This is a genomic window from Bradyrhizobium sp. USDA 4369 (genome assembly GCF_054056435.1).
On sequence record NZ_JBSRYH010000001.1, the window covers coordinates 5,162,644 to 5,185,379 of the forward strand.

The 22,736-nt window shown below is 65.6% G+C and carries 24 protein-coding genes and 1 pseudogene; 12 read left to right on the forward strand and 13 right to left on the reverse strand.

Features of this window, described 5'->3' with window-relative positions; translation table 11 throughout:
• Positions 1 to 53 precede the first annotated feature (53 nt).
• The 3 genes from ACVIJ6_RS23330 (at position 54) to ACVIJ6_RS23340 (ending at position 2,644) form a co-directional block, all read left to right on the forward strand.
• Positions 54 to 1,043 carry a Tim44 domain-containing protein gene (locus tag ACVIJ6_RS23330; protein WP_456774612.1) on the forward strand — a complete coding sequence of 330 codons (990 nt, stop codon included), beginning with the start codon at positions 54 to 56 and terminating at the stop codon, positions 1,041 to 1,043.
• A 162-nt stretch (positions 1,044 to 1,205) separates the two neighbouring features.
• Positions 1,206 to 1,883 (forward strand): lectin, encoded by a 678-nt coding sequence (locus ACVIJ6_RS23335; protein ID WP_456774613.1) that lies wholly within the window; start codon positions 1,206 to 1,208, stop codon positions 1,881 to 1,883.
• Between the two features lie 56 nt (positions 1,884 to 1,939).
• A complete protein-coding gene (locus tag ACVIJ6_RS23340) occupies positions 1,940 to 2,644 on the forward strand; it encodes a glutathione S-transferase (protein WP_456774614.1) in 705 nt (234 codons plus the stop codon).
• A gap of 151 nt (positions 2,645 to 2,795) precedes the next feature.
• Here ACVIJ6_RS23340 and ACVIJ6_RS23345 read toward each other — a convergent pair whose 3' ends face one another.
• On the reverse strand, positions 2,796 to 3,008 hold the full coding sequence (locus tag ACVIJ6_RS23345) for a hypothetical protein (protein WP_456774615.1): 213 nt from the start codon (positions 3,006 to 3,008) through the stop codon (positions 2,796 to 2,798).
• A 161-nt stretch (positions 3,009 to 3,169) separates the two neighbouring features.
• The gene (locus ACVIJ6_RS23350; RefSeq protein ID WP_456774616.1) at positions 3,170 to 3,649 is read right to left on the reverse strand and encodes a hypothetical protein; all 480 of its coding nucleotides are present in this window, start codon (positions 3,647 to 3,649) and stop codon (positions 3,170 to 3,172) included.
• Positions 3,650 to 3,933: 284 nt separating this feature from the next.
• Here ACVIJ6_RS23350 and ACVIJ6_RS23355 point away from each other — a divergent pair, with 284 nt between their 5' ends.
• The 4 genes from ACVIJ6_RS23355 (at position 3,934) to ACVIJ6_RS23370 (ending at position 9,151) form a co-directional block, all read left to right on the forward strand.
• Positions 3,934 to 6,162 (forward strand): DNA/RNA non-specific endonuclease, encoded by a 2,229-nt coding sequence (locus ACVIJ6_RS23355; protein ID WP_456774617.1) that lies wholly within the window; start codon positions 3,934 to 3,936, stop codon positions 6,160 to 6,162.
• Positions 6,163 to 6,316: 154 nt separating this feature from the next.
• Positions 6,317 to 7,972 (forward strand): fumarate hydratase, encoded by a 1,656-nt coding sequence (locus ACVIJ6_RS23360; protein ID WP_456774618.1) that lies wholly within the window; start codon positions 6,317 to 6,319, stop codon positions 7,970 to 7,972.
• Between the two features lie 28 nt (positions 7,973 to 8,000).
• Positions 8,001 to 8,444, forward strand: coding sequence for a MaoC family dehydratase (locus ACVIJ6_RS23365; RefSeq protein WP_456774619.1), 444 nt, complete (start codon positions 8,001 to 8,003; stop codon positions 8,442 to 8,444).
• Positions 8,445 to 8,482: 38 nt separating this feature from the next.
• Entirely contained in the window at positions 8,483 to 9,151 is a 669-nt protein-coding gene (locus tag ACVIJ6_RS23370) for a DUF429 domain-containing protein (protein WP_456774620.1), read from the forward strand.
• A gap of 145 nt (positions 9,152 to 9,296) precedes the next feature.
• On the opposite strand, the gene ACVIJ6_RS23375 is transcribed toward ACVIJ6_RS23370, so the two are convergent.
• From ACVIJ6_RS23375 to ACVIJ6_RS23390, 4 genes are all read right to left on the reverse strand, one after another.
• Entirely contained in the window at positions 9,297 to 9,593 is a 297-nt protein-coding gene (locus ACVIJ6_RS23375; protein ID WP_456774621.1) for a hypothetical protein, read from the reverse strand.
• A 125-nt stretch (positions 9,594 to 9,718) separates the two neighbouring features.
• Positions 9,719 to 10,270, reverse strand: a complete 552-nt coding sequence (locus ACVIJ6_RS23380) for a septation protein IspZ (RefSeq protein ID WP_456774622.1) — start codon at positions 10,268 to 10,270, stop codon at positions 9,719 to 9,721.
• Positions 10,271 to 10,294: 24 nt separating this feature from the next.
• Positions 10,295 to 10,879, reverse strand: a complete 585-nt coding sequence (locus ACVIJ6_RS23385) for a hypothetical protein (RefSeq protein WP_456774623.1) — start codon at positions 10,877 to 10,879, stop codon at positions 10,295 to 10,297.
• Positions 10,880 to 11,014: 135 nt separating this feature from the next.
• Positions 11,015 to 12,427, reverse strand: coding sequence for a carotenoid oxygenase family protein (locus tag ACVIJ6_RS23390; RefSeq protein ID WP_456774624.1), 1,413 nt, complete (start codon positions 12,425 to 12,427; stop codon positions 11,015 to 11,017).
• A 109-nt stretch (positions 12,428 to 12,536) separates the two neighbouring features.
• On the opposite strand from ACVIJ6_RS23390, the gene ACVIJ6_RS23395 reads away from it, so the two are divergent.
• Positions 12,537 to 13,259, forward strand: a complete 723-nt coding sequence (locus tag ACVIJ6_RS23395; RefSeq protein ID WP_456774625.1) for a TetR/AcrR family transcriptional regulator — start codon at positions 12,537 to 12,539, stop codon at positions 13,257 to 13,259.
• Positions 13,260 to 13,413: 154 nt separating this feature from the next.
• Here ACVIJ6_RS23395 and ACVIJ6_RS23400 read toward each other — a convergent pair whose 3' ends face one another.
• Entirely contained in the window at positions 13,414 to 14,046 is a 633-nt protein-coding gene (locus tag ACVIJ6_RS23400) for a hypothetical protein (RefSeq protein WP_456774626.1), read from the reverse strand.
• A gap of 126 nt (positions 14,047 to 14,172) precedes the next feature.
• On the opposite strand from ACVIJ6_RS23400, the gene ACVIJ6_RS23405 reads away from it, so the two are divergent.
• A complete protein-coding gene (locus tag ACVIJ6_RS23405) occupies positions 14,173 to 14,847 on the forward strand; it encodes an SET domain-containing protein (protein WP_456774627.1) in 675 nt (224 codons plus the stop codon).
• A gap of 5 nt (positions 14,848 to 14,852) precedes the next feature.
• Here the strand turns inward: ACVIJ6_RS23405 and ACVIJ6_RS23410 are convergent, their stop codons facing one another.
• The 3 genes from ACVIJ6_RS23410 to ACVIJ6_RS23420 form a co-directional block, all read right to left on the reverse strand.
• Positions 14,853 to 15,491 (reverse strand): class I SAM-dependent methyltransferase, encoded by a 639-nt coding sequence (locus tag ACVIJ6_RS23410; protein WP_456774628.1) that lies wholly within the window; start codon positions 15,489 to 15,491, stop codon positions 14,853 to 14,855.
• 123 nt (positions 15,492 to 15,614) lie between these two features.
• On the reverse strand, positions 15,615 to 16,013 hold the full coding sequence (locus ACVIJ6_RS23415) for a hypothetical protein (RefSeq protein ID WP_456774629.1): 399 nt from the start codon (positions 16,011 to 16,013) through the stop codon (positions 15,615 to 15,617).
• Between the two features lie 34 nt (positions 16,014 to 16,047).
• Positions 16,048 to 16,272, reverse strand: coding sequence for a hypothetical protein (locus tag ACVIJ6_RS23420; RefSeq protein WP_456774630.1), 225 nt, complete (start codon positions 16,270 to 16,272; stop codon positions 16,048 to 16,050).
• 103 nt (positions 16,273 to 16,375) lie between these two features.
• Between ACVIJ6_RS23420 and ACVIJ6_RS23425 the strand changes: the two are divergent.
• Together ACVIJ6_RS23425 and ACVIJ6_RS23430 are read left to right on the forward strand one after the other, a co-directional pair.
• Positions 16,376 to 17,191: pseudogene (locus ACVIJ6_RS23425) on the forward strand (helix-turn-helix domain-containing protein).
• Between the two features lie 67 nt (positions 17,192 to 17,258).
• Positions 17,259 to 17,924: a DsbA family oxidoreductase gene (locus tag ACVIJ6_RS23430; protein ID WP_456774631.1), complete on the forward strand. Its 666-nt coding sequence runs from the start codon at positions 17,259 to 17,261 to the stop codon at positions 17,922 to 17,924.
• On the opposite strand, the gene ACVIJ6_RS23435 is transcribed toward ACVIJ6_RS23430, so the two are convergent.
• The 3 genes from ACVIJ6_RS23435 to ACVIJ6_RS23445 form a co-directional block, all read right to left on the reverse strand.
• Positions 17,902 to 19,077 (reverse strand): GNAT family N-acetyltransferase, encoded by a 1,176-nt coding sequence (locus ACVIJ6_RS23435; RefSeq protein WP_456777064.1) that lies wholly within the window; start codon positions 19,075 to 19,077, stop codon positions 17,902 to 17,904. The genes ACVIJ6_RS23430 and ACVIJ6_RS23435 overlap by 23 nt on opposite strands.
• Before the next feature lie 201 nt (positions 19,078 to 19,278).
• Entirely contained in the window at positions 19,279 to 20,325 is a 1,047-nt protein-coding gene (locus ACVIJ6_RS23440) for an HD-GYP domain-containing protein (RefSeq protein ID WP_456774632.1), read from the reverse strand.
• Between the two features lie 212 nt (positions 20,326 to 20,537).
• Complete coding sequence (locus tag ACVIJ6_RS23445; RefSeq protein WP_456774633.1) at positions 20,538 to 20,927, reverse strand: hypothetical protein; 390 nt, start codon at positions 20,925 to 20,927, stop codon at positions 20,538 to 20,540.
• 222 nt (positions 20,928 to 21,149) lie between these two features.
• On the opposite strand from ACVIJ6_RS23445, the gene ACVIJ6_RS23450 reads away from it, so the two are divergent.
• Entirely contained in the window at positions 21,150 to 22,649 is a 1,500-nt protein-coding gene (locus tag ACVIJ6_RS23450) for a caspase family protein (protein WP_456774634.1), read from the forward strand.
• Positions 22,650 to 22,736: the final 87 nt, after the last annotated feature.

The window sequence follows — 22,736 nt, forward strand, 5'->3', positions numbered from 1 at the left end:
CATCTTACGGGCATCCCCATTCCGGGGAGTCATGGGAAACAAAGATGAGCTTCATGCAGCGCAAAAGCGGCCTCCTCAAGGCGATGGCCGTGGCCCTTTCACTCGCGCTGCCGACGGTGCTCGCCGTCTCGGCAGCTGACGCCCGGATCGGCGGCGGCTCCAGCTCGGGCTCCCGCGGCACGCGTACCTTTTCCGCGCCGCCTCCGACCACGACGGCGCCCGGATCGGCGTCACAATTCAATCGCACCATCACCCAGCCGGGTCAGCCGGGCGGCATCAACACCGCTGCGCCCGCGCGTGGCGGCCTGTTCGGCGGTCGATTCGGCGGCATGCTCGGCGGTCTCGCCGCGGGCTTCCTCGGCGCCGGCCTGTTCGGCATGCTGTTCGGCGGCGGCCTGTTCTCGGGGCTCGGCGGCTTCGCCTCGATCCTCGGCCTGATCCTGCAGATCGTGCTGGTGGTGTTCCTGGTGCGGATGGCGATGGCCTGGTGGCAGCGCCGTAACCAGCCGGCTTACGCCGCCGGCCCGTCGCCGGCCGACGGCCAGCAGGGCTTCCGGTCAGGCCTGAGCGGCCTTGGCGGTGGACTTGGCGGAGGTCTCGGCGGCTTTGGTGGCTTCGGCGGTGGCAGCAACCAGCCGCCGCTGCAGATCCAGCCGGCCGATTATGAGGCGTTCGAGCGCCTGCTCGGCGAGATCCAGCAGGCTTGGTCGAATGAGGATGTCGGCCGCCTGCGGCTGTTGTCGACGCCCGAGATGGCCTCGTATTTCGAGCGCGATCTCGAGCAGAACCAGGCCCGCGGCGTGGTCAACAAGGTCTCTGGCGTCAAGCTGCTGCAGGGCGACCTCGCCGAGGCTTGGCGCGAGAACGGCGCCGACTATGCGACGGTCGCGATGCGCTTCACCCTGGCCGACAAGACCACCGAGCGCGCCTCGGGCCGCGTGGTCGAGGGCTCCGACCAGCCGCAGGAGGTCACGGAGATCTGGACCTTCCTGCGCCATCCCGGCGCCGACTGGCAGCTGTCGGCGATCCAGCAGGTCAGCTGAGCCGAACGGTCGGACGATCATCATCAAGCGCCGCGGAGCGATCCGCGGCGCTTTTGCGTTGAGCCCGGCGCGGAATATTCCAGCGTGCCATGGGTTCCTGTCAACGCGAACGACATCGCGCCCAAGCGATGCGCCGGCATCACGTCCACCAGGGAGGACACCATGACATCGATCCGCAGCATCCTGATCGGCAGCGCGCTGCTCGCCGTCGCGCCCGGCCTGATCGCGACCGCGTCGGCTGACGGTGCGGATATCAGCTTCTTCCTGACAAGCAACGGCCCCGGCCAAGGCGGCAATCTCGGCGGCCTTGCCGGTGCCGACAGGCACTGCCAGACCCTGGCCCAGGCGGCTGGCGCAGGTGCCAAGACCTGGCGCGCTTATCTGTCGACGCAGGCCGCCGACGGCCAGCCGGCGGTGAACGCGCGCGACCGCATCGGCAAAGGCCCGTGGCAGAACGCCAAGGGTGTCGTCATCGCCAAGGACGTCGCCGATCTGCATAGCGGGTCGAACAATCTCACCAAGCAGACCGCTCTGAGCGAGAAGGGCGAGGTCATCAACGGCCGCGGCGATACGCCGAACCGCCACGATGTGCTGACCGGCTCGCAGGCCGATGGAACCGCCTTCGGTCCCGGCGAGGACCGCACCTGCCGCAACTGGACCAGCGCGACAACCGGTGCGGCCATGGTCGGCCATTCCGATCGCATCGGGCTGCGCGACGACGAGCCGTCGAAGTCCTGGAACGCGTCGCATCCCTCGCGCGGCCCCGATGGCGGCTGTTCTCAGGCCGATCTGAAGAGCACCGGCGGCGACGGGCTGCTATACTGCTTCGCGGCGAACTAACAACCCGCGTCCTCTCCGTCGCAACACGTATGGGCGCATCAGATCGAGGATGGCCCATGCGCTACGAGCTGTATTACTGGCCGATGATCCAGGGCCGCGGCGAATATGTGCGGCTCGCGCTGGAGGAGGCCGGCGCAGCCTATCGCGACGTCGCGCGCGAGGAGGGCATCGCCGCGATGACGGCGATGCTGGAGGCGGACAGCGACACGCCGCCCTTCGCGCCGCCGTTCCTCAAGGCCGGCCGCCGCGTCATCGGCCAGACCGCCAACATCCTGTTTTTCCTTGGCAGCCGCCATGGTCTTGCGCCGAAAGCCGAGGCAGGGCAGCTCTGGGTGCACCAGCTGCAGCTGACGGTGACCGATTTCGTCGTCGAGATCCACGACACCCATCACCCGCTCGGGCCGACCTTGTACTACGAGGACCAGCGCGCGCCGGCCAAGAAGCGCACCGCCGCGTTCTGGAACGAGCGGGTGCCGAAATTCCTCGGTTATCTCGAGCAGATCCTGGCCAACAGCGGTGGCGCCTACGTCACCGGTCGTCGCCTGACCTATGTCGACCTGTCGCTGTTCCAGATCATCGCCGGCCTGCGCTATGCGTTCCCAAATCGGATGGCAGCCTTCGAGCGCACCATCCCGGGCCTGGTCGCGCTGCATGACCGCGTCGCGGCGCGACCGAACATCTCAGCCTATCTCGCCAGCGAGCGCCGCATCCCCTTCAACGAAGACGGCATCTTCCGCCATTACAAGGCGCTGGACGCGTGAAGCCGGGCGCGCGGCACTCATCGAGCCAAGGATGAAGGTGGCCGCCCGTATCGAAGAGATTCCGACAGCCAGGCGCGCTAAGCCCACACGTATAGCGGCGGACGCTTGACGCGCCGCCGCTATACGAAGTTGGCCTGATGGAGTGGGGTCGTCAGGCGAGAATGTCGACGCGCGTGCCCTGGCCGGGCGGAAGCGGCGGACGAGAGGCCTGCTTCTCGGCAGCGGCTTCGTCGCCGGTCTTCTCGGTCTTGAAGGACTGAGTCTCTTGGCTCTGCGTCTGTTGGGTCTGCGGCTTGTTCGTCTCGGTCGAGACCGGCGGCGGTGAGGGCGGCGGTGATGACGTCGAAACGCTCGAAACGGACATGGTCCAGCTCCTCGCTTGGTGTTGGGTCAAGCGTGAGCATGGGGCACGAAAACTTCGTCAATTGGATCGTTCGACTTGTCTGCAACCGTGGAGGGCGGCCACGATAGTGAACGGGGCGCTGACACGCGTAAAGAAAGGCTGCGGTATCAGCGTATCCCGGCCTATTGATCCTTGCTGCGTGTGATGGTGATCGACGACTCCGTCTTGGTCCTGGCGCAACGCATGTCGAGCCGCCGGTAGCGGCTTGCGACATCGTCGCCGCGGAAGATCCCGAGCCGGCGGTAGCAGCGGGTGACGCCGCGCTGCATGTCGTCCTTGGGCAAGGTGAACACGATCGCCGCCGCGCTCGCCATCAGCTCGACGAAGGCCGGCGTCGGCTTGCGGTCGGATTTGCCGAACAGCTGGTTGCTGAAATTCTTCGATGAGCAGCCGAGCGTGATCTCGCGCGCTTTGGGATGCGCCAGATAGACCGTGCCGGCCGCCGTCTGGCCGATCCTGATGCCCTCGATGGCGTTCTTCAATTCCTTGGCGAGATCGTCGCAACGGTCCGCGCGGGCCGGCTGCGACGTCAGCGCCATGCTCAGCGCAACGAGCGTGGCGAAACCCGCAGTCCGGCCAAATGCCCAATGATATGAATGCATTCCAAATACCCCCGCGCCATTGAAGCGTGCGCGGGTCCGGCATGCAAGCGTTCGGGCGGAGCGCTGCGGCAGCAAACCGCCGGGTGTGGCAAACCGGCCGTGCTTGCAGCGCAGCCGATCACGTGGCGCGACGCGCCGTCATGACGCGTGAAGTCGCCGGCCCACCGGCGCGCGACGTTCTGACCCGGTAGCTTCGTCGGCCTTGTCACTCCCGGCGAGGCATGTTCTACTGGAAGTATTCATTAGATCGTTTGCATCTACAGATTTGTCAGCGGAGTTGCGACATGGCTGCTCCCCTCATCAGGCTCCATTATGAACCGGCGATCGCCGCTGAAGCGGCCAAGCGGTTCAAGTCGCGCAACGAGCCGCGCCGCAAGCGCATGAGCGCCGCCAACAAGGGCGAATACACTAAGGTCGAATCCAAGGAGCGGCTGGTCAATCACGTCAACAGGCTGCTGAGCGAGCTGGCGAGTTCGACCGCCGCGCCGGATCCGGCGAGCGCGCAGGAGACGTTGCGGCGCGAGGCGCCGACGCTGAAGGGCCTGCCGTCGCCGGGCCAGGTCACGGCGAGTGACATCAACGATCGCTTTGTGGAGCGCGTGATCGGCAAGACGCGCGACTTCCTCGCGGTGCAGTTCTTCGATCGTGGCGCGCGGGCGAGCCGCGCGGTGTGCCGGATCGTCACGACGTTTCCGGAGGGCGAAGCCTTCGGCACCGGTTTCCTGGTCACACCGCGGCTGCTGATCACCAATCATCATGTGTTCACCGATGACGAGGTGACGCGGCGCAGCCGGGCCGAATTCAACTATCAGCTCGGGGGCGACGAGACGCTCGCGGTCGAGACCTTCGCGTTCGCGCCCGACGTCTTCTTCCTCAATGACGAAGGGCTCGATTTCGCGCTGGTCGCGGTGGCCCCGAGCTCGGCCAAGGGCACGCCGCTCGAGCATTTCGGCTTCTGTCCGCTGATCGGTGCCGAAGGCAAGATCATCACCGGCCAGCCGGTCAACATCGTGCAGCATCCGAGCGGCGGGTTGAAACAGGTGGTCGTGCGCGAGAACCAGCTGATCGACCTGCCGGAGAACGGCTCGGCGGTGGATCAATATGCGTATTACGAAGCCGACACCGAGCCGGGCTCGTCGGGCTCGCCGGTCTTCAACGATCAGTGGGAGGTCATCGCCCTGCATCATTCGGGCGTGCCCAAGACCAACCGCAGCGGTCAGGCGCTCGACGCCAGCAACAAGGTGGTGCCGTCCGACGGCGACCAGACCCGCGTCGAATGGATCGCCAATGAAGGCATCCGCACCTCGCGTCTGGTCAAGTTCATCGCCAATGCGGGCGTGGCGCGTGGCAAGGAGCTCAAGGACGAGTTCGTCAACATCAGCGCCGGGCAGGTTCGGCCCACTTCCAACCCGCGGGTGGAGGTCGTGTCCGTGACGCCCGAGCCACCGCCACCGCCGCTGCCGGCTCCTGCGCCACAGCCCGTGGCGGCGTCGCCGGCCGGCACGGTCTCGCTCACGGTGCCGCTGAACATCACGATCAGCCTTGGCACTGCGGTTGGCGCCGCCACCACCGCCGCGCCGGCGGGAGGACTCGCGGCGCCGGCCGGCTCGGATCTGCTGGAGCAGGCGCGGCCTGAGCCGTTCTCGACGCCGCGGTCAGGGTTCGATACGAAGTTCCTCGGCTTCGATGCGCCATTGCCCAAGCTCACGCCGCCCGCAGCTGCAGCGGTGGCGAAGCTCGCCAATGGCGGCATCGAGCTGACCTACTTCCACTACAGCGTCATCATGAATGCCCAGCGCAGGCTCGCCTTCGTCTCCGCGGTCAATCTCGACACAAAGGCGAAATTCCAGGTCAAGCGCGACGGCAAGGACAAATGGTACTATGACAGCCGCATCCCGCGCGAGGCGCAGGCGGGCCCCGAGCTCTACGCCGACAACCCGCTCGACTTCGGCCATTTGACGCGGCGCCAGGACGCGGCCTGGGGCGCCGACGAGGACGAAGCCAACGCCGCCAACAGCGACACCTTCCATCTGACCAACTGCTCGCCGCAGCATTCGGTGTTCAACCAGAGCAGCCTGGCCAGCCACAATGGCGTGCTGCTGTGGGGCAACCTCGAAATGTATGTGACGGCGCAGGCGAAGAAGGACACGCCGCGACTGTCGATCTTCAACGGCCCGGTGTTCCGCGCCACCGACCAGCTTTATCGCGGCATCCTACTGCCGCGCGAGTTCTGGAAGCTGATCGTGTTCACGCGCGCCGATGGCAGGCCCGGCGCGGTCGCCTTCGTGCTGAGCCAGGAGAGCCTGATCCGCAATCTTCCGGCCGAGGAATTCGTGGTCGGGCCCTACCGTCCGTTCCAGCTCCGTATCGCCGATCTCGCCGCGCGTACCCAGCTCGATTTCGGCAACATTCAGAGCTACGACCGCATGGGCGATGTCCGCCAGGAGAGCCTGATGGAGGGCGCGCACAGCCCGGTGGTGTCGATCGGCAGCTTTGCCGACGTGGTGATCTGAGCGGGCAGGGCGGTCGGCAATTCAGACCAAAGTAGGCATGGTTCGGCCCCGGTGCCGCCATGCCGATACATAGGTTGCGCGCCTGGAAGATGGTCGATATCAGACCTGTCAAGACCGCTTTGGGCGGCCCTTTTTAGAACCCCACGAGCTCGCCATGAACGCGCCCACCGCTTTCCCTGACCAGTCCAAGCCCGTCCCGCCCTACAAGCACACGCCGCTGTTTCCGTTGGGTCCGGATACGACGCCCTACAAGAAGATCACGAGCGAGGGCGTGCGGGTCGAAAAGGTGCTGGGCCGCGACATGCTGGTGGTGTCGCGCGACGCGCTGCGGATCTTGTCCGAGGCGGCCTTCGGCGAGATCAACCACTTCCTGCGTCCCGGTCATCTGAAGCAGCTGCGCAGCATCCTGGAGGATCCGGAGGCCAGCCCGAACGACAAGTTCGTCGCGCTCGACTTCCTGAAGAACGCCAACATCTCCGCCGGCGGCGTGCTGCCGATGTGCCAGGATACCGGTACCGCGATCATCATGGGCAAGAAGGGCTGCAACGTCATCACCGATGGTGACGACGAGGCGGCGTTGAGCGAAGGCGCCCGCGACGCCTATCTGCGCCGCAATCTGCGCTACTCGCAGGTCGCGCCGCTGTCGATGTATGAGGAGAAGAACACCGCCAACAACATGCCGGCGCAGACCGAGATCTACGCTGAGGGTGAGGACGCCTACAAATTCATGTTCATGGCCAAGGGCGGCGGCTCGGCCAATAAAAGCTTCCTGTTTCAGGCGACACCCTCGGTGCTCACCAAGGATCGCCTGCTGGCCTTTCTCAAGGAAAAGGTCCTGACGCTCGGCACGGCGGCGTGCCCGCCTTATCATTTGGCGATCGTGATCGGCGGCACTTCGGCCGAATTGTGCATGAAGACGGTGAAGCTGGCGTCTGCGCGCTATCTCGATGCGCTGCCGACCCAAGGCTCGGCCGATGGCAATGCGTTCCGCGACCTGGAGATGGAGCAGGAAATCCATAAGATGACGCAGAGCCTGGGCGTCGGGGCCCAGTTCGGCGGCAAGTATTTCTGCCACGACGTGCGCGTCATCCGCATGCCGCGCCATGGCGCGTCGCTGCCGATCGGCCTCGGCGTGTCTTGCTCGGCCGACCGCCAGGTGCTCGGCAAGATCACCAAGGACGGCGTCTATCTCGAGGAGCTCGAGCATCATCCGGCGCAATATCTGCCGGAGGTCGAGCAGGCGCTCGGCGGCGAGGTCGTCAAGATCGACTTGAACCAGCCGATGACGGACATCCTCGCCACGTTGTCGAAGAACCCGATCAAGACCCGGCTGTCGCTGACCGGCACCATGATCGTGGCGCGCGACGCCGCGCATGCCAAGCTGCGCGAGCGGCTCGATCGCGGCGAGCCGCTGCCGGACTACTTCAAGAACCATCCGGTCTACTACGCCGGTCCCGCCAAGACGCCGGACGGCTACGCCTCCGGCGCGTTCGGTCCGACCACCGCGGGCCGCATGGATTCCTTCGTCGATCAGTTCCAGGCCGCCGGTGGCTCGATGGTGATGGTTGCCAAGGGCAACCGCGCGCCGGCGGTGCGCGAGGCCTGCAAGAAGCACGGCGGCTTCTACCTCGGCTCGATCGGCGGCGCCGCGGCGAACCTCGCCGAGCACTGCATCAAGAAGGTCGAGGTGGTGGAATATCCCGAGCTCGGGATGGAAGCGATCTGGCGCATCGAGGTCGTGGATTTCCCCGCCTTCATCATCATCGATGACAAGGGCAACGACTTCTTCAAGGAGCTGAACCTGGGTTGAGGTTCTCCGAGACGGATGCGAGGACCGCATGGTCGAATGGTTCGATGACCTCACGATCGGGATGACGTTCAAGAGCGGCGAAGCGGTGGTGTCGCGCGAGGACATCAAGCGCTTTGCCGCCGAATTCGATCCGCAGCCGTTTCATATGGACGAGGAGGCGGCGGAGAAGACCATTCTCAAGGGGCTGGCCGCGTCCGGATGGCACACCGCGGCGATCGCGATGCGGCTCGCGGCGGAAGCCCGCCCATTTGGGCCGCATCCTCTGTTTGGTGCCGGGGTCGACGAGCTGCGCTGGCTGAAGCCGGTGCGGCCCGGCGATACGCTTCATCTCGAGGGCGAGGTGGTCGATCTCGTGCCCTCGCAAAGCAAGCCGCAGGGCGTCGCGCGCATCCGATGGACGGCCTATAATCAGCACGGCGAGGCCGTCGACACCTTCAATCCGATCGCGATCGTACCGCGGCGTCCGGCCTGACCGGCGCCCCGGCGGAGCGTTTGCTGCATCGAGACAGAATGTTTCTCGGGCTTGATGGTTTCCGCAACGGCTGGGTCGCTGTCCGGATCGACGGCGAGCGTCGGGCGATCGAATTCTGTCCTGACGTCGCGGGTGCATTGGCCGCGCCCTTCGTGCGCGCGGCCATCGATATTCCCATCGGCATGAGTGACGACGGCGCGCGCGCCTGCGACCTGCTCGCGCGCAACAGGCTCGCGCCGCATCGGTCCCGCGTCTTCACCGGGGCGCGGCGCTGGTTGTGGGAGGACTACACCGATCCTGATCAGGCCAATGCCGAGGCCTCGCGGCGCGGGCAGGCGCGCGCCTCGCGCCAGCTCTGGCATCTCGGCCGGAAGATCATGGAGGTCGACGCCTTCGTGCGTGGGCATCGCGAACTCGACATCCGCGAGGCGCATCCCGAACTGGTGTTCCTGCGCCTCTACGGCGCGCCGCTGCCGGCGAAGAAGACGGACGAGGGCGCCAGGCTGCGGCGCGACCTGTTGTTTGCGGATGGTTTCCACGACATCGACGAGTGGGTCAGCCGTGCCCGCATCGGCACCGGCGCCAAGGCGGACGACGTGCTCGACGCCTGTGCCGTGGCACTCGCCGCCCGCGACTGTGCCGGTTGCGTGCCGGAGGGGGATCCGACATGCGACGCGCATGGCCTGCCGATGCAGATCTGGTTTTGAGAGCCGCGCTGCTGCTGCCGCCGCAGGCCGGTTGCGTGCCCACCGTCTGTCGGCGGGGCTCGACCAATGGTGGCCACGGCGCGCGAGCGGCCGTCACGTGACCGCGACGGCGGGGCGCGCCTTGACCCACCCTGCAGAAGAGGGCTCAGCCTCGCGCGCCGGTGAACGGGAAGCTGCCCATGAAACCGATGCCCATCTCGCCGGAGATGGTGTCGCCGGCCACCTTGCCCTTGAAGTCGAGGGTCAGCGGCATCGGGCTGGTGATGGAGACCTTCCACGCGACGTCGTCGCCGTTCACGGTGCCATCGAAAATCTCGGCGGAATCGCCCTCTGCGGCCTGGGTGCCGGTCAGCGCCGTGCCGGAGCTCTTCAAGCTCAGGGTCGCGCTGCGCTCGCCCATCGGCGTGTTCAAGGTCAGATTCCAGTTGCCGTCCACTGCCATCGATCGTTCTCCTGGCGTTGCCATCCCGAGTCCCGAGGCCGCCATCGAGGGGGCGTTCGAGGGGACCTTGCGGCGCCCCTATAGCGCATCTTTGCGCGTAAGCCCAATACGACGATCGTGACGCCTCAGGCGCGGGCCGCGCGCAGGCGATTGGCCACCACAAAGCGGAAGGCGATGAACTGCAGCGCGAAGGCCGCGACCTTGGCGCCGCCGGCGATCACGGTGATGTAGATCACCCAGAGCTTGATGTCGCCGTGCATCGCCATGGCGACGGTGCCGAGGCCGAGCGCGAACATCAGCGCTGCCCAGGCATAGCCGGCGGCCGTGACATATTCCGGGATGGTCTCGGAAACGATCGGCGGCACGTAGCGCAGCATCCAGCCGCGCTTGAGCATGATCAGACCGATCGCGAAATGGCCGATCGCAGGCTTAGCGAACATGAAGCGTGGATCGTTGGTGAGCAGCGTGACGCCGCCGAGAACGATCACCAGGCCGACGCTGGCATAGGCCATGAAACTCAGGCTGACGCCCCGGACGCGGGCATAGACCACCTGGACCACAGCGACGGCGACCGCGGCGGCTGTCGCCAGCACGACGTCGTCGGTTGCGATGTACAGGATGAAGAACACCGCGGCAGACAGGAAGTCGGCCGTCAGCTTCGCAAACACGTCTTTCACGCACGTCCCCCTGGGGCAGAATCGTCAGGAACCTTGGCTGGACATTGCGGCAGCACTCTGCACCGCCATGTCCTTGGTCCTACGGTAATCAGGATACCAACGTGTGAAGTAAAGTGCACTGTTGCGAGCGGCAAAAGCAATGGCGAGGCCAGTCCAATAGGGCAGTCCGGGAACGTAGAGCGTCATCAGATTGCCGATCATCATCAGCAGGGCCGCCAGCGTCCAGGCGCCGGTGATCACGTAATTTGCGCGCATAAAACCGGGAATGGCGGCAATTTCCGGTGGGACCTTCTCCAGCGCATATTGCAGGGTGAATGGCACGCGCAGCAGCATCGACCCGAGCGACAGCGTGAAAATGCCGCAGTCGACCGCAAGACGCACCCCGGAGGCGCTCATGCTCGGGTCGATGAGATTGAGGTACGCCGCTACACCGGCGAACACGATCGCCGAGCCGAGGCCAAGGATCTTGACGGAACGCCCGTTGATCATGTCGAGCGCAACCACGGCTAGGCACAGCCCGGTAGCCACAGCCAGGCTGAGGGTCGCAGAGACCATCGTCAGCAACGCGGCGTAGACGCCGTAGGGCGCGAGAATGAGTAAAAGCGTCATTGACGGCTGCTCCCGAGCCAATCTTTACACCGACAAGATGAATAGAGGCGGCACGGCTTCCGGTCAAGCCAAATCTTGACAGTGTCAAAATATCGTGACGGCGCAGGTTAATGGTGGACAGTCAATGACTTGTCGTCAGGCGCCGACCCAATTGCCGTGAAAGCCGTCGGGGACGCGATGGCCGAGATGGACCAGCGCCACCGGTCCGCTGGCGATGTCGGTGGCGTTCAAGACCGCGAGGTCGGAGGTGTTGGTCGCAGCGCGCCACACCACCGTGAGCAGCCAGCCGTCACCTTCCGCCGCATCGGCGCGGCGCGGCACGAACACCGGCTCCGACAGGCTGTCGCCATCCGGCGGCAGGTAGGTCGCACGCCGCGTGCCCGCGGCGCCGTCGACCTGCGCAAGGCCGGAGAGGGCGCCGAACAGCGGGCCGTCCGGATTGGCGCAGGCGTACCAGCCGTGGCGGCTCGGAAGCCCGGCGCGGCGGTCGTCGATGCGGGGGAATTCGCCGGTGAGATCGTCGAGATAGGTCTGTGTGAAGCGTTCGCTGGTGCCGGCGAGGTCGAAGCTCCAGCGGCAGAGCCGCGCGCGCGACTTGGCCGGATCGGTCGGCCGGCCGTCGGGGTGCGGAAACAGCGGCGGCTCGTCGAACTGCATCACGTCGGCAATGATGTGGTGGCCGTCCTCCCAGGCGTTCATGACATGAAAGACGTAGCAAGCCTCGCCGCGATACCAGACGATGTCCTTGACGTCGCCGCGGCGCTTCATGACGCCGACATAGGCGCCCTTGTCGGGCTCCCAGGCATAAGGCGGGCTGCCGGACATTGCGCGCTCCAGGCTGCCGGTGAGCGGCAGGATCGGAAACAGCACATGATCAGCGGTGACAACGAAATCATGCACCATACTGGCATAGGGGGCCTCGAAGCGATTGAGGCGCGTCAGCCGGCCGGAGGCATCGACGGTGCCGTAGGACAATGCGGGCGTCAGCGGACCGGCGGCGTTGTAGCCGAAGAACAGCAGTTCGCCGCTGACCGGATCGGTCTTCGGATGCGCGGTGAAGGCGCCGCGCAGACGGCCGCCAAAATCGTGATAGCCTGATGTTGCCAAGGTGCCCGGTTCGATCTCGGTCGGCAGATGCGCCTCCTCCAGTGCAAGCAGGCGGCCGGCATGGGCGATGATGTTGGTGTTGGCGACGCCGCCATCCGTGACGTCGGGCGGCGCGTCCGGGAGTTTGCGGCCGAAGCCCCCGAACAGCGCGCGTCCCGCGCGGCGTTCGGCCTCGAATTTCGGTGTCCGGACCCAACGGTTGCGATAGGAGGCGCGGCCGTTTTCGAGATGGAACGCGTGCAGCATGCCGTCACCGACGAACCAATGTGCGCCCGACGACGGAAATTGCGGGTTCGGACCGTTGCGATACAGCGTGCCGTTGAGCTCGCGCGGCAGCTCGCCGCTGACCTCAAGGAACGGCGCATCACATTCGAACGGGATTGGCGCGAGGTTGCTGCGTTCCGTCCAGGGCGTGGCAGTTGTCTGCGTCAGGGCAGTCATGGCCGTTTCCTTGAGTTCATCTTTACAATGTAAAGATACGCTTAGCGAGACTCGCTGAGCTGGTCAAGTTCAATCTTTACGATGTCAAAATCGCGGGTATAAGGAGTCCATGACGATCAAACCGGAACAGGGGCGGACGCGCACACGACGCCCGGCAGCATCAACGGCACGCGGTAGGGCGCGCCGCGGGGCCGGCACCGCCGGCGATGCGGTCGCACCCTATCATCACGGCGCGCTGCGCGATGCGCTGCTCGAAGCGGCCGAGCGCGTGCTGGAGCGTGACGGTCTGGCGGGGCTCACATTGCGGGCCGTGGCGCGGGAGGCCGGCGTGTCGCACGCGGCGCCGACGCATCATTTCAAGGATCTCACCGGTCTGGTGAGTGAGCTCGCCGCGATCGGCTTTACGCGCTTCAATGCCGCAATGAAGGCGGCGGGCGAGGGGCCGGGCACACCGGTCGAGCGCGCGATGGCGCGGGCGCATGCCTATGTCACCTATGCGCAGGCCAATCCCGGCATGTATGGATTGATGTTCCGCACCGAGCGGCTCGACTATTCGCGACCCTCGCTGCATGAGGCGGCCGAGGCGTCCTTCGCCGGTCTGGCTGGTTCGGTGGCCGCACGCAGCGGAGACCAGGTCGGCAATGAGGAGCTGACGATCGATCAGGCCGCGGCGATCGCCCGCGCCTGGTCGTTGGTACACGGCTACACGATGCTGCTGCTCGACGGCCGTCTCGCCGACATCCTGCGCCGTTCACCGCCGGGCACCAATGCCGAATCGCTGCTGGAGGCGATGCTGCGCGCCACGGTGCCGAAGCTGCCGCCGGGCGCGTAGTTCGACGCAGCGGAAACCGGGCGGCGGATTGCGCGTTGGTGGGATATCGCACGAACACCGCGCGCTCCCTGGATAGAGGCCAATCCGCGCAAGCGCGCCCGCAAGGCTTCGACGCACCTTACCCCCGCTGAAAAGGCGATGGCCTCTGTCCGCGCTAGGGCAGCGCCAGGTCGATAGCGTGGCCGCGCGTGCCGACGATCCTCACTTTGCCCTTGCCGCAGATGAAGCTCCGGGCGGTCTCATCGGCGGCCTGCCGCGCCAGTTCATTGGCGTTCGTGTTGGCGGTCGCATCGACATAGGCAACGTGGCACACCGGCCCTGGCGGCAGCCGCGTTACCACCAGCATCGGCTTGTCCTTCGGCCCGCTCTTGCCCTGGTCGTTATTGTCGGCGATCTGCCAGCGCTGGATGATCGCGAACGGCCTGCCGTCGGCCACGCGCCATTCGACGGTGTTGCCGGCGGAATTGAACGGACCGAACCAGGTTTCGGCTGCGGGCTCCCTCGCGGCGGCGCGCGCACTACGTCCCACCGAGACCGTCTGGCGAAGATCGCCCTCGTTGACGAGCAGGATCAGCCCGTTCTTGCCGGGGCAGGTCTGCGTCGAACTGTCACCGTCCTGCTTGCCGCTGATGGTACGGCAATCCTTGGCGGCGGCCGAACTGTAGATGCTTCCGATCGTCTCGGCTGTGGCCTGGCTGCCCCACGCACCGGTGAGCATGAGCGCTGTGCCGATCAAGGCCAGGACCTGTGACGCGGAGATGGCGCTCAGTCGTTGGGCAGGAGACATCAGGAACTCGCCGTTAGGCCTGCGCAAGCTGGGGAAGGATCGGCGCGACGGCTTGAAACACCTGACAGCACCATGAATTTGTCCTAGAACGACCGCCTTGTACCATCCACTTATCAGCTCTCGGTCATGCCTGCCATCCCGCCGACCAAACCCTATCGCATCGGCCGCTCCAAGACGGGGCTCGGCCTGTTCGCCACCAAGCCGATCAAGAAGGGCACCAAGATCATCCGCTATTTCGGTCCGCTGCTGGATTCGAAGAAGGCGGAGGAGGACGCGATCGAGAACAAATATCTGTTCGAGCTCGACAAGCGCTGGACTATCGACGGATCGATTCGCGAGAACGTCGCGCGCTATATCAATCATTCCTGCAAGCCGAACGCCGAATCCGACGTCAAGCCGCGCAAGAAGAAGATCTTCATCCGCGCCATCAAGGACATCGAGCCGGGCGACGAGATCAACTACGATTACGGCACCGACTATTTCAAAGCCTATCTGAAGCCGATCGGCTGCAAATGCGAGGCCTGCGAGAAGAAGCGGGCAAAGAAGAAGGCCGAGGCGCGGGCCGATCGCGCTCTTCAAAAAGCGAAGGACGAGCGCAAGGCCAAGAAGAAGGCCGAGAAGCTCACCGAGGACACGGCGAAGGACAAGGTCAAGCAGCGGGCCAAAGCTAAGGCCAAGGCCGGAGACGATGCCAAGGCGCGCGGCAAGGCCAAGAGCCGGCGGCCGGTGCCGACCGTCGGTAAGCGCGTAAAGACCAAGTCCACCGTCAAGACGCTGACCAGCCGCGCCAAGGCGGCCTGAGCCGGTCAGCCTGCGATCGGGGCCTCGTCACGCGGGCTACTGAAAGCCAGCGTCGTCCAGGTGATGCCTGCAGCGCGGTTCTCGGCGCCGCGCGACGCGCCGTCATGGTTGAACACGAGGCTCATCCCGAGTTTCCGCGCAGGCTCGATGATCGCCTCGGCATCGATATCGAACATGCGGCGCCCCGGAGGCACCGGCCCGTGCCGCAAGGTCATGATCAGCAGGCCGCCGGGAGCGATCCGCGCCGCGAGGTTGGGAAGCGCTTGTCGCCGCTGCGCGTCGTCGAGATGCATCAAGACGGCGGTCAACATCACGACATCAAACCGCTCACCGCGAGCCGCTAGACCTGCAAGGTCTGGAAGGCTGTCGTCGATCCAGGTGATGGCAGGCGAAGCATGCAGCTCAATTGCGCGGATGCGCAGCTCACGAGTCGGCTCGACGGCAACCACCTGATGTCCCAGTCCTGCAAACCAGGCGGCGTCACGCCCCGTGCCCGCGCCGATGTCGAGCACGCGCGCAGGAGTCTTCGGAAGCAGATGACGCACGGCCGCATGGACCTGCTCCGCGGGTATGCTTTCATAACGGATCAGGAGAGTGTCGGCCTCGGCGGCGTAACCTTCCGTTCCGCTCACATGCGGCTGCATCGCTGCGCTCCCCCTTACGTTTTCGATCCTGCAGGAGACAGTTTCGCCGCCCATGTGGAGCCGTCAACCGGGTAGGAACGCCGGCCATCCGATCGCCATGGCCGGCGCCCGTCTGCGTTTGCCTCACGCCGTGACCGGACCCGCACTGCGGCGCAAGCCCATATACTGCAACTCGGTGAACACGCCGGTGCCCACCGCCTGGGCTGCGACGAAGATCTCGCCGAGCACGTTCGGGGCCAAGAGGCCCGAGAACAGGAGGCCGATGCTGCCGACCGTCCACGCCGCGTTGCCGGCGATGACGAGCAGCACCAGCGGCCTGGGCGCCATTGCGCGCGAAGCGAGCCAGCCGACGAGGATCGTGTAGGCGATCAGGAACAGGCCGGTCTCCCGCAGCAGCGCGTCAGGCAATTGCATGAGCGTCGCGAGGGGATCAGCGTCGAGCGTGAGGGCAAGGCCCGCAACGCCGCTGAAGATGGCATCGGCGAGCAAGGCGCGGCGGAGCAGGGGGGACGAGGTGATCATGTCTTATCTCCTTCGGTTGGGGGAACGGCATGGTTCAACGGAACCAGGCGAGGAGCTGACGGCGCAGGCGCCTCGGGCATAGCGAGCGGGCCGCCCGCGTCTCGATGGCGTGGACCTGTGCGAAGACGAGGCTGCCCGTGGCGTGCAGCAGCGGCTCCGGCATGTTCAGCGAACGTGCCAGCAGAAACGTCGCGAGGCCCGCCAGCCAGCTGCTGTGTGCCGTGAATGGAGTGCTCTCGGGATCTTGCTGCCTGCTCATGGTCTGCTCCTGTGAGCATGACGATGATCGGTCGCGGGAGGCTTTTCGATTACCTCGCACGTCATGGTGGCGCTGACGTCTGCGTGATAGATCTCCGCTCATGATGAACCAGCTCGCTTCGGCGCGCGCCGACCGCGCCAAACCCGTTCATGTCGGCGAGCACCTGCGGCAATGGCGGCAGCGGCGGCATCTCAGCCAGCTCGATCTCGCGCTCGATGCGGAAATTTCAGCCCGGCATCTGAGCTTCGTGGAGACCGGCCGGGCGGCGCCGTCGCGCGACATGGTCCTCAAACTGGCGGAGCGGTTGGACGTGCCCCTGCGTGAGCGCAATGTGTTGCTGGTCGCGGCGGGCTATGCGCCCGCCTTTCAGCAGCGCCCGCTGCACGATCCGGCGCTGAAGCCGGCGCGCGAGGCGATGAACCTGGTGCTGACGGCGCACGAGCCCAATCCCGCGCTCGCGGTCGATCGGCATTGGAACCTGGTCGCGGCGAACCGCATGATCCCGCCGCTCCTCGCCGGCATCCCAGAGCACCTGCTGGCGGCGCCGCTCAACGTGCTGCGGGTGGCGCTTCATCCGTAGGGCCTGGCGGCGCGGACGGTGAACCTGGCCGAGTGGAGCGGACATCTGCTGGAGCGGCTGCACCGGCAATGCGAAGCCACGGCCGATGCCGATCTGCTGACGCTCTATCAGGAACTGCGATCCTATCCGTTCCCGGCGCGATCCGGGCCGCTCGCGGCCGACAGCATCGCGATCCCGCTGCGGCTCAGGGTCGGCAATGATGTGCTGAGCTTCTTCTCGACGACCATGGTGTTCGGCACGCCCGTGGACATCACCCTGTCGGAGCTGGCCCTGGAAACCTTCTTCCCGGCCGATGATCTCACGGCGGGCAAGCTCAAGGAGATGGTTACCTTGCTGTGACCCGGCTTGTGCTGGCGGGGCACGGGTTTATCTTGGGCGAAGGCAAGCCAAACCCGGAGCGACGCGCATGAGCCCCTTGAAGCCGCTGACCATCGATGTCGTGTCCGACGTCGTCTGTCCCTGGTGCTACATCGGCAAGCGGCGGATCGAAGAGGCGCTGAAGCTGGTGCCGGACGTGCCGGTCGAGGTGAACTTCCGCCCGTTCTTCCTCAATCCCTGGGTCCCGCGCGAGGGCATCAGCCGCGAGCAGTATCTGACGACCAAGTTCGGCTCGGTCGAGGCCTACAAGGGGATCGCCGGCCGGGTGGTCGCGGCCGCCGCGCAGGAAGGGCTGAGCTATCATCCCGATCTCGTCGCCCGTCAGCCCAACACGATCGATTGTCATCGCCTGATCCGCTGGGCCGGCGACATCGGCAAGGCGCCTGAGATGAAGCAGCGGCTGATGGAATTGTATTTCCGCGACGGCGGCGATCTCACCGATGTGAACGTCCTGGTGCAGGCCGCGGCGGATTGCGGGCTGGATGCCGACGTCGTCCGCAAGATGCTTGCCACCGACCAGGACGTGGAGCTGGTCTCGGCGCAGGCCCAGGAAGCTGCAGAGAAAGGTATCTCGGGCGTGCCGACCTATGTGTTCGCGCAGAAATACGCGGTTTCCGGCGCACAGGATCCGCAGATGCTCGCACGGGCGATTCGCCAGGTGTCCGCCGAGGTCAACGCTGCGGCTGCGGAGTAGCGGCCCGGTTCTTTCGGCTGCCGCGCAGCGCATGCACAGCGCGGCGTGCAGCGGCCAGGCCGTCGCGGCGAAGCACCAGCGCCGCATGGATGATCTCGGCCACGGGATCGCGCCTGTAGAGCGGAATCAGCACGTCGCCGATGGCCAGGCGTCCGCGCCAGATCGGATTGATCATCGGATGGTCGGGACCGGCGGTGGAATCGGCAGAGCTGATAGCCGGGTCACTGCAGAGGTGCCGTGTCAGATCGAGCGTCAGCTGCACGCCTGGGGAATATCTCGCGAAATGCTCGTCGACGCCGAGCTTGAAGAAGAAGGCGCGCTGCGCGTGGCGCAGCACGATGCCGGCGGCCACCGTCGTGTCCCCGGCCACGAGGCTGATGATCTCGCAATCGCCGTCCTGAGCCAATGCTGATGCCGCGCGCCGGATGAAGGCCGCGTCGCCATCGTGCTGAACAAGCGCCGTGCCACGGCGTCCCTTCCAGCCGCTCGCCTCCAGCCTCAGAAACGTCTCGAGCGCAGGAGCAACCTCGCCAGCCGACCGCGCGACCTCGAACCGCACGGGACCGTGCTCGGCCAGTCGATGCCGCTGGCGGCGCAGCTCCTTCAGCTTCTTGGGGCCGAGAGCGTCCTGGAGCACCTTCTCGCCATCGCTGGTCGCATCCAGGCACGCCCGCTCATAGGATTGCAGGATGCGCGGCGACAGGCCGTCACGACGAAGAACCGTCGTGAACGCCTGCATCACGGGCCCCGCGATCGACATGTCACGGAGCAGGATCGCGCGTGCGCCAATGCGTCGTGCCTCGTCGAGCAGTCGGGCAGCGGCCGGTTCCGCATGCTCGCGATCGAGCACCGGCGTGCACAATGTGCCGTAGGGATGGCCGCTGGCGAGGGCGGGCAGGGGCAGCTTGCAGGCATTCCATAGCGAGGTGACCGGCATAAGACCGGCGAGAGAAGAAGGCTGAGCCTCGTCGGGGGCGCAGAGCGCCGAGGTGCCGGTGCGGCCGCGGGCAGAGGCGTTGACCGCGAGCTCCCAACCGGGAAGATAGTAGCCGTTGGGCTCCAGGGCGCGCGCGGCCAGATCCCGCCAAGCCTGCGGCGCTACGCCGTCGAGCGGAAGCGGCCGCGCGATTCGCGCGCGCCGTTCGCGATCCATGCGACGGTCCTCCGCTGCCGAAGGCGCATGGGCAATCGTACGATCGATGATCTCGGTCACGTCCCGCTGGTCCCCTCGCTGCACGCACATCGCGCAGCTCGGTCGAATGGTAATTGCGAAGCTGCCAAGATAGGCCTTGCCGATCAGCTCGAATTTGCGCGGCCGACTTCACCGTGCATTCACCACGCAGCGCAGCCGCGATCAGCGGATCAGCGCCACGTCGCGGAACGCGCCGATCAGCGGCTTCTCGAGCTTGCCTTCCATGCTCTGCAGGATCTCATAGGCCTTCTCGCGGGCCATGACCGGCTTGTAGCTGCGATATTCGATCAGCGCCGAGAAGATGTCGGAGATGGTGAGAATGCGGGTGAGGTCCGGGATGTTGTCGGCCATCAGCCCATCGGGATAGCCGCTGCCATCGAGAAACTCGTGGTGGTGACGGACCGCATCGAGCACCTCCGTCGTGATTGCCGGGGTGCCTTTCAGGGCGTCATAACCTGCCGCCGGATGAGTCTCGACCAGCGCGCGTTCCTTGGTATCGAGGCGGCCCGGCTTGTCGAGAATCGCCAGCGGGATCTTCGCCTTGCCGATGTCGTGAAACATCGCGGCCATGTAGAGCCGCTCCAGATCCGTACTATGAACGCCAAGGCTCAGGCCAAAATCGACGGTAATGCCGGTGACCAGCAGACAATGCTGATAGGTGCCTTCATGATGTCGGCGCACCGTCGCAAGCCAGTCCGACAAGCCGTTCTCGGCGATGCAGTCGGCGATCCGCTTGCCTGCACGTCGGGTCTCGTCGACGTCGATCGCGGCGCCGCCGAGCACCGCCGCGAACATCGAGGCGATGCATGAGGCGCCTGCAAAGGCGGCCTGGCGATCGTCGGCCGCAACGCTTTTCGCATTGGATTGCGGGCGGGCATCGAGCAGTTTTCCGAGCAGCTGATTGCGGGTCGGCGTACTCGACAAGACGCTCGTGGCACCGAGCGCATAGGCCTGCACGGTCGACAGGCGTGATTTGTGGTTGGTCAGGAAGATGCGGCGCGGAATGCGCGCCAGCCGGTCGGAAATTTCTTTCAACGCCGTGATGTTGTCGACATCGCGCAAATCTGCGGATACGACGATCGCGTCGATGTCGCCGCCGCGTATATCGGCGTCACCAATCAATTCAGATGTGAGCGAGCAGCGTTCGGCCAGCATGCCGCGAAGCAATGCGAGCTTGGCTGTATCGTCGCCAACGAGGTGAACGTTCATGTAGAACAGGTCCAGTGATCGTTCTGCACTTTAATGGGACCTGATGTTCCGCGAGAATCGTTAAATTTGAGCCATTCGTTCGGTCTCCGGCTACGGGTTTACGTTAGCTAAGAACTAACACTATTCTCTTTGAGCGGTAGCTGGTTCCGCCGTGCCGCTGCTGCTGATCAGTTCAGGTGAGCGTCTTTGGCGCATTTCGTCTGTAAGTTGTATTATTTGCTCGCGAGGACGGCGTTGTATTTTTGCGACATGCAGTCGTCGCCGGAGCCAGCGCGTCGGCGGTCGATGATCTCGTTCTGCTTGATCGTGAGCCGATACGTCTGGCGGCGGAGGGGAGCTCCGCTCGCGGAGATGATCTGGGCGCGCACACAGGCCGTCCATGCGTCACTCTCGTCGGCCCGCCGGGCTATGGAAGCTTCCAGGTCGCGGGGCTGCGTTGTCGCGACGAAAATCATGTCGAGGTTCTTGCGGACCAGGAGCGGAACGTCGGGGGGACTCTCGGGCGGCGACGGGGCGGCCTCCTTGGCGCGCATGAACGCCGGAAGACTGGAATGGCTGTCCGCGGCGCAGCCTGCGAGCAGCAGGGCAGCCAGAAGCGCCAATCGCGATGTGATCCGCCTCACTTTCAACCCGCCCCGCATCACCGGGGCGATCTAATCGGCGATCACGGCAAGGATGGGGGGATCTCGTGTCTGAACACGTCTGAACCATTGCGCTTTGCGTCTAATGTCGCGGCGGCGAAGCGGCGGAGTTGCTCGCCGCAATGAACCGGGCCGCAAGCGACGTCGACCAACGGACATATCGTGCCCAGATTGGAGATCGCCATGTTCCGCCACGCTCTCGCGGCCGCCTTGCTTGCGGGCAGTCTGCTTGCCGGGCTGACGCCGGCTTTGGCCGAAAGCAGCCGGCTCGCGCTGGTGATCGGACAGTCGGCGTATCGGTCCGTGATGCCATTGCCGAACCCGGCGAATGACGCCAATGCCATGGCCAAGATGCTGGGAGAGGCCGGTTTCGATGTGACGATCGTCGTCGATCTCTCGCAGAAGGATCTCAACCGCGAGGTCGGTGATTTCGCGGCCAAGATCGCGACCAAGGGGCCCGAGACGGTGGCGCTGGTCTTCTATGCCGGCCATGGGCTGCAGATCGATGGCGAGAACTACTTGGTTCCCGTCGACGTCGATCCGCGGCGCGAAGCCGACATTCCTTTGCAGGCCGTGCGTCTCAACGATGTTCTCAACACGCTCAATTCAGTGCCGAGCCGGATGCGCATCCTGCTGCTCGATGCCTGCCGCAACAATCCGTTCCCGTCGATCAGCCAGAGCGCCGGCCGCGGTCTCGCGTTGCTCGACACGAAGAGCGGAGCACCCGGCACGTTTCTGTCCTATTCGACATCACCGGGCGCAGAGGCCGAGGACGGCAATGGCGCCAACAGCCCTTACACCACGGCCGTGCTCCAGGCCGCGCGCGAACCGGGCTTGCCGATCGAGGAGGCCTTCAAGCGGGTGCGCGTCGCCGTCAACAAGGCGACCGAAGGCCGGCAGACGCCGTGGGATTCCTCGTCGCTGACCGAGGATTTTCGTTTTGTCGGTGCAACCGACGCCAGCGCGGCCAATGCCGGGCCGCGGCCGGTGGTCGCCAAGCGCAGCGTCGACGAATGGAAGCGCAACCTGCAGGGCAAGCCGATCGAGGCCGCGAACGAGATGATCGTCGGCGACGGCAGCGTCGAGGCTTACGAAGCCTTCGTCACGCTCTACACCGCGCCGCCTTTTGGCCCGCAGGCACGGCAATGGCTGGACCTTCACAACCGGATGGCGGCCTGGAACGAGGCGGTGCTGATCAATACGGTTGCGTCATATCAGACGTTTCTCGACCGTTATCCCGACAGCGACCTGACGCCGACCGCACGCAAGCTGATTGAACGGCTGCGCAACCGTCCGGTGGTGACGCCGGTCGCCGCCGCGGCCAATGCGGCCATCCCCGTGAGCCCGCCGGTCGTGCCGACCAATGCCGCCCTCGGGCCGACCTGTCCCTGCTCTCCGTCACCACGCAAATTGGATACGCCCAAGCGGGCGGAGGAGAGGCCGGCGAAGAAGCGTGTCGAGGATCCGTCCAACAAGCGCGCCGGCCGCGCCCCGCGCTACCGCGATCCCGGCGATGATGTCGTGGTCTACGCGCCGCCGCCGCGGGACTATTATCCACCTCCGGTGCGGGTGGTGCCGCCCGCCGGCATCAGCATTGGCATCGGAATCGGTGGGGGCTATGGCGGCGGTGGCTACGGGCGGGGTCCCGTGACCTCCCCGACTCAGCGCGGCTACGGATATTGATGCCAGCTGACATCTGTGCCGTCGCGGTGGCCGTCCGAAGGGCCGGCCATTTTCGCGCGGCTCAACAGACGCCTCGTCCAGCGATCC